The organism is Streptomyces sp. PA03-6a, assembly GCF_033792765.1.
In the GTDB taxonomy this organism is placed as follows: domain Bacteria; phylum Actinomycetota; class Actinomycetes; order Streptomycetales; family Streptomycetaceae; genus Actinacidiphila.
In genome coordinates this window covers 1-4,782 of sequence record NZ_JARAVK010000424.1, presented here as the reverse complement: position 1 = coordinate 4,782, position 4,782 = coordinate 1, and the positions used below count along the sequence as shown (strand labels likewise).

Sequence of the window (4,782 nt, the reverse complement as noted above, 5' to 3'; positions counted from 1 at the left end):
CGCGGCTCGCCCTGCACCCTCGTGGTGATCACACCCGGGTGACAAGACGAAAACCGGGGGGAGTACGCGCAGTTGCACAGATGCGAAGCCGGAGGGCGGCACCGGACGCCCGCCCGTCGGGTCAGGCGTCGCCGTAGCGGACGAGCAGCGCCGCGACGTAGGTCTCCAGGCGCGTCGCGAGCGTCGCCGGGGTGAGGTCGGTGCGGCCGAGTTCGCGCCAGGGGACGGCGACCTTCTCGGCGTCCGGCGCGAAGGCGAGGGCGTCCAGGAGCCGCCAGTAGAGGTGGGCGCCGGGGGAGTCCGCCAGCCGGCCGCCCGCGGCGGTGTAGAGGTCGGCGAAGCGCAGTCCTGCCGCGGGTCCGTGCAGCAGCGCGAGTGCCGTGGCGCAGTGGGCCACGTCGAGGTCGGCGGGGCCCCAGGAGGTCTCGACCCAGTCGACGACGCCGGAGATGCGCAGGTGGGCGCCGTGCCCGGAGAACAGGGCGTTGCCCGGGTGGAAGTCGCGGTGCAGGAACAGGCCTTCGTGGGCGGGCGGGTCGCGGCGTATGACGTCCACCGCCCGGGCCCACAGGTCCGGACGGCTCGTGGCCCCGGGCGGGCGGACGCGCTCGGGCGCCGTCCATGGCTGGTAGGTGCGGGGCCGGTCCGTCTCGCCGACGTCGAGCCCGTGGATGCGGACGAGTTGACGGGCCAGCAGCCACGCCCGCGCCCCGGCCTCTGCGTCCTCCAGGCGTACCTCCCCCGGGAGGAGGGACATGAGCAGCGACGGATGGTCGCAGTGCTCCGCCGTCGCGTCGACGGCGTGGAACTCGGCGGCGGGGACGGCGGTCGGGCCGAGCAGCGCCAGGATCCGCGCCTCACGGGTGAGCAGGCCCTCCGCGTGCCGGAGGTAGAAGGGCTTCACGAAGGAACGCAGCACCAACTGGCGTCCGCCTCCCGGCCCCGTGACCCGCAGGCGGCGCATCTGCGAGGTCCAGCCGCCGCGGAGCGGCTCCGCGGACTCGAGGTGTTCCCCGTCGCGGAGGTGCCGCTGCACCCAGGCGCGGGTGGCCGTCCAGCCGGGCTCGTTCCCCTCCGTCGCCGTCATCCGGGCACCTTACCGGGCCGTTGATCAGGCGGTGGCCCGCTGCCGTGCGCCGAGCACCATCGTGATCAGGGACCTCGCGGTGGCCCGGAGCCGGTCCGCGTCCTGGTAGACGCGCTCGATGACGACGGTGCCGCGGGTCATGGTGACCAGGACCCGCGCGGCCTCGGTGGGAGGGACGGCGAGCAGGCCGGCCGCGTCGCCGCGGGAGAGCCGTTCGGCCATGACGCCCTCGAGCCGGTCCAGCAGGCCGCGGATCGCGGCCCGGATGGGTTCGGCGTCCGCCTGGGTGTCGGTGGCGGTCTTGGTCGACAGGCAGCCGCGGGCGGGGGTTCCGTGGGTCATGGAGGCGATGGTGAAGTCGAAGAAGTCCTCCAGCGCCCGCCGGACGTCCGGCTGGTCCAGCGTGGCGGCGGCCTCGGCGACGAAGGCGTCGGCGTAGTCCTGGAAGACGCGCAGGAACAGCGTCTCCTTGTCGCGGTACGCGTTGTAGAGCGAGCCGCGCTGCACGCCCGTGGCGGTCGCCAGGTCCTGCATGGAGGTCGCTCCGTACCCCTGGTTCCAGAAGACGTCCAGGATCCGGCCCAGGGTGTGCTGCTCATCGAACTGACGCCGTCCAGCCATGCCCCCACGGTAATTCATCTTTGACGGCTCCGTCAAAGTTTGCAAGGCTGTCAAACATGACGGGGTTGTCAAAGATGGCCCGGAGTGCAGACGGGCCGGGCGCCGCCCGGACCCGTCGCGGCCGGGCGGAAGGCGGAAGCGAGCACATGACCACCACACCACCGGGACCCGCCGCATGGCGGGCCATAGCGGCGGGCGCGAGCGCCAGCTTCGTCGGCATCGGCCTCGCCCGGTTCGCCTACACGCCTCTGGTCCCCGAACTGATCAACGCCCACTGGTTCTCCCCGTCCGCGGTGGCGTACCTCGGCGCGGCCAACCTCGCCGGCTACCTGGCGGGCGCGCTGAGCGCCCGGTGGGTGGGGCGCCGGCTGGGCGACCGCCGGGCCCTGCGGTGGATGATGGCGCTCGCCACGCTCGCGCTGCTGGCCTGCAGCGTTCCCGTCTCGGTGCCGTGGTTCTTCCTCTGGCGCCTGGCCTCGGGGCTCGCCGGCGGCGTGATCATGGTGCGGGTGGCCGGTGCGGTGCTCCCTTACCTGAAGGGGGAGCGGCGCGGGCTGGCGGGCGGGGCGATCTTCGCGGGGCTCGGTGTCGGCATCGCCGCCACGGGGACCCTGGTGCCCCTGCTGCTGCACCTCGGACTGCGCGGGACCTGGGCGGGGCTGGCCGTCCTGTGCGCGATCCTCACCGTACTGAGCTGGCACGGCTGGCCGCCGCCGGTCGCCGCCCCGTCGCCGTCCGCGGTCGCCGCGGCGCCGGTGCCGGTGCCGGTGCCGGGGGAGCGGAAGCCCGCCCGTTCGCCGCGGCTGCGGCTGCTGCTCGTGGAGTACGCCCTGATCTCGATGGGTCTCACCCCGGCCATGGCGTTCCTCGCCGACTTCGTCAGCCGGGGCCTGGGCCGCGGTTCCGCCGGCGGCTCCATGATCTGGATCCTGTACGGGGTCGGCGCCCTCGTCGGCCCCACCCTCTACGGCCTCCTCGGTGACCGCCTCGGCTTCGCCAGGGCCCTGCTGCTGATCACCCTGGTGCAGACGGGGGCCCTCGCCGCGCTCGCCATGGCGCACGACCTGCCCGAGATCGCGGTGCTGAGCGTGGTCATCGGCTCCTTCCCGCCCGGTGTCGTGCCCGTCGTGCTGGGCCGCGTCCACGAACTCGTACCGCGGCACCCCGAGGCGCAGTCGGCGGCATGGGGCAAGGCGACCGTCGCCGGAGCGCTGTCGCTGGCCCTCTCCGCCTACCTTTACTCCTACGTCTTCGCCCGGACCGGCCAGGACCACCGGACGCTGTTCCTCGTCGGCGCGGGAGCCCTCGTGCTGGCTCTGGTCGTCGGCGTCGCCGCGCGGTTCGTCCGTGCGGACGTGCCCCTGGAGGCGGACGCGGAAGCCGTGCACCGCGCCGCCTCGGTCACGGGCTGAGGAGGACCGAGGGCGAACGGCGTGGCGCGCTTGCGACATGTCGCACAGTGGACACGCCGTCAGGTTCCCGCCTCGCGCGGTCCGCGCCCGGCGGGGCCCCGGCCGCCGACCGCCGGGCGCGTGCCGTGACCCCGGGCCGTTCGGTATGGCGAACGACGTGGTCAGCGGCCCCGAGGAGCCGTGGCGGCGGTGGACGCGGCGGTGGCGGCGCCTGCGGGGAGCGGAGGCGCCGGTTCCCCCTCGCTCGGGCGCCGGCATGCCGCGGCAACCTCACATATCCTCACCAGCCAACAAATGTCATCGGCGCATTGATCAACACCGCTGGCAACTCGCATATAGTGACCGCGAGTTCCCCGCGAACACGGAACCCGCCCGGGATTCGTGCCCGTGGTGGTGCCCGTTTTTGTTGGATTCCGCTTCGCCCATCCCATCCGTCCGTACGGCCCCGAGGTCCTGATCGATGACAGCGCAGACCGCGCTCCCGCGCCCGCGGACCGGGCGCCTGCGCATCCCGGCACGGCGGCGTGAGCAGCGCGCTCCGTTCGCGTACCTGGCGCGGGCCCTGGCGGTGCCCCTGGTGGTCACCGTCCCCGTCGCCGTGTGGCTGGTGGTCGCCGCCCCCGGGTCGCTGCGTGCCCCCGCGGTGACCGGCGCGGCCGCCGGGATCCTGGCGCTGGCCTGCGCCGTGGCCGTGGCGGCGCAGGAGCGCTGGCGGGCCCGGCGCCTCGCCGGACAGCTCGACGCCCTGCGGGCCGAGGCGGAACGATTCGCCGACGAGCTGCTGCCGGCCGCCGTCGGCCGGATCGCCGCCGGTGAGACCGTGGACCGGGTGCTCACCGCGGTGCGGGAGCCGCTGACCGGCCCTCAGCGCCGCATGCTGGCCCTGATCGCCGACCGGGTCGGCACGAGCGAGTCGCGCCGCGCCGCGGCGATGGCCGTCGGTGCCAACGCCGCGGGACGCATGCAGGCGCTGGCCACCGGAATGCTGGCCGACCTGCGGCAGATGGAGCACCGCCACAGCGACCCGGCCGTGCTGCACGACCTGCTGCACCTGGACCACCGCACCGCCCAGGCCGGCCGCCTCGCCGACAGCATCGCCGTGCTGACCGGGGCCCGTTCCGGACGCCGGTGGGCCAAGCCGATCCGGATGGAGTCGATCCTGCGCGGCGCGATGGGGCGTATCGCCGGCTACCAGCGGGTGCGGCTCCACTCCACCAGCGAGGTCGCCGTCGTCGGCCACGCCGCCGAGGGCGTGATGCACGCGCTGGCCGAACTCATGGACAACGCCGCCAACTTCTCCCCGCCCACCGCCGAGGTCCACGTGTACGTGGAGGAGGTGCCCGCGGGCGCGGTCATCACGGTCGAGGACAGCGGCCTGGTCATGGGCGAGGTCGCGCTGCGCCGGGCGCAGAGCGCCGTGGCGGCCGGGTCCGGGGACCTGACCGGCCTGTCCGGGACCAGGCTCGGCCTGACGGTCGTCGGCCGGCTGGCCCGCAAGCACGGCCTGACGGTGTCCTTCCGGCCCTCGGCCCGCGGTGGCACCGGCGCGGTCATGATGATCCCGCAGGAGATGCTCACCGTCCCGCGTCCCGGCATGGACGCCGGCCCCGACGCCGAGCCCGTCCTGCCCCCGGAGGCCCCGGCCGCCGCCCCGTCCGTCCC

4 protein-coding genes are annotated in these 4,782 nt (G+C 74.6%); 2 read left to right on the top strand and 2 right to left on the bottom strand.

Features of this window, described 5'->3' with window-relative positions; all coding sequences use genetic code 11:
- Nucleotides 1–121: 121 nt before the first annotated feature.
- Both PV350_RS44645 and PV350_RS44640 read right to left on the bottom strand, forming a co-directional pair.
- Nucleotides 122–1,087 carry a phosphotransferase family protein gene (locus tag PV350_RS44645; RefSeq protein ID WP_500339073.1) on the bottom strand — a complete coding sequence of 322 codons (966 nt, stop codon included), beginning with the start codon at nucleotides 1,085–1,087 and terminating at the stop codon, nucleotides 122–124.
- A 24-nt stretch (nucleotides 1,088–1,111) separates the two neighbouring features.
- Nucleotides 1,112–1,708, bottom strand: a complete 597-nt coding sequence (locus PV350_RS44640) for a TetR/AcrR family transcriptional regulator (protein WP_499509241.1) — start codon at nucleotides 1,706–1,708, stop codon at nucleotides 1,112–1,114.
- A 146-nt stretch (nucleotides 1,709–1,854) separates the two neighbouring features.
- Here PV350_RS44640 and PV350_RS44635 point away from each other — a divergent pair, with 146 nt between their 5' ends.
- Together PV350_RS44635 and PV350_RS44630 are read left to right on the top strand one after the other, a co-directional pair.
- Nucleotides 1,855–3,120: a YbfB/YjiJ family MFS transporter gene (locus PV350_RS44635; RefSeq protein ID WP_500339072.1), complete on the top strand. Its 1,266-nt coding sequence runs from the start codon at nucleotides 1,855–1,857 to the stop codon at nucleotides 3,118–3,120.
- A 460-nt stretch (nucleotides 3,121–3,580) separates the two neighbouring features.
- A partial coding sequence (locus PV350_RS44630; RefSeq protein ID WP_500339071.1) for a sensor histidine kinase occupies nucleotides 3,581–4,782 on the top strand: 1,202 nt, incomplete at its 3' end.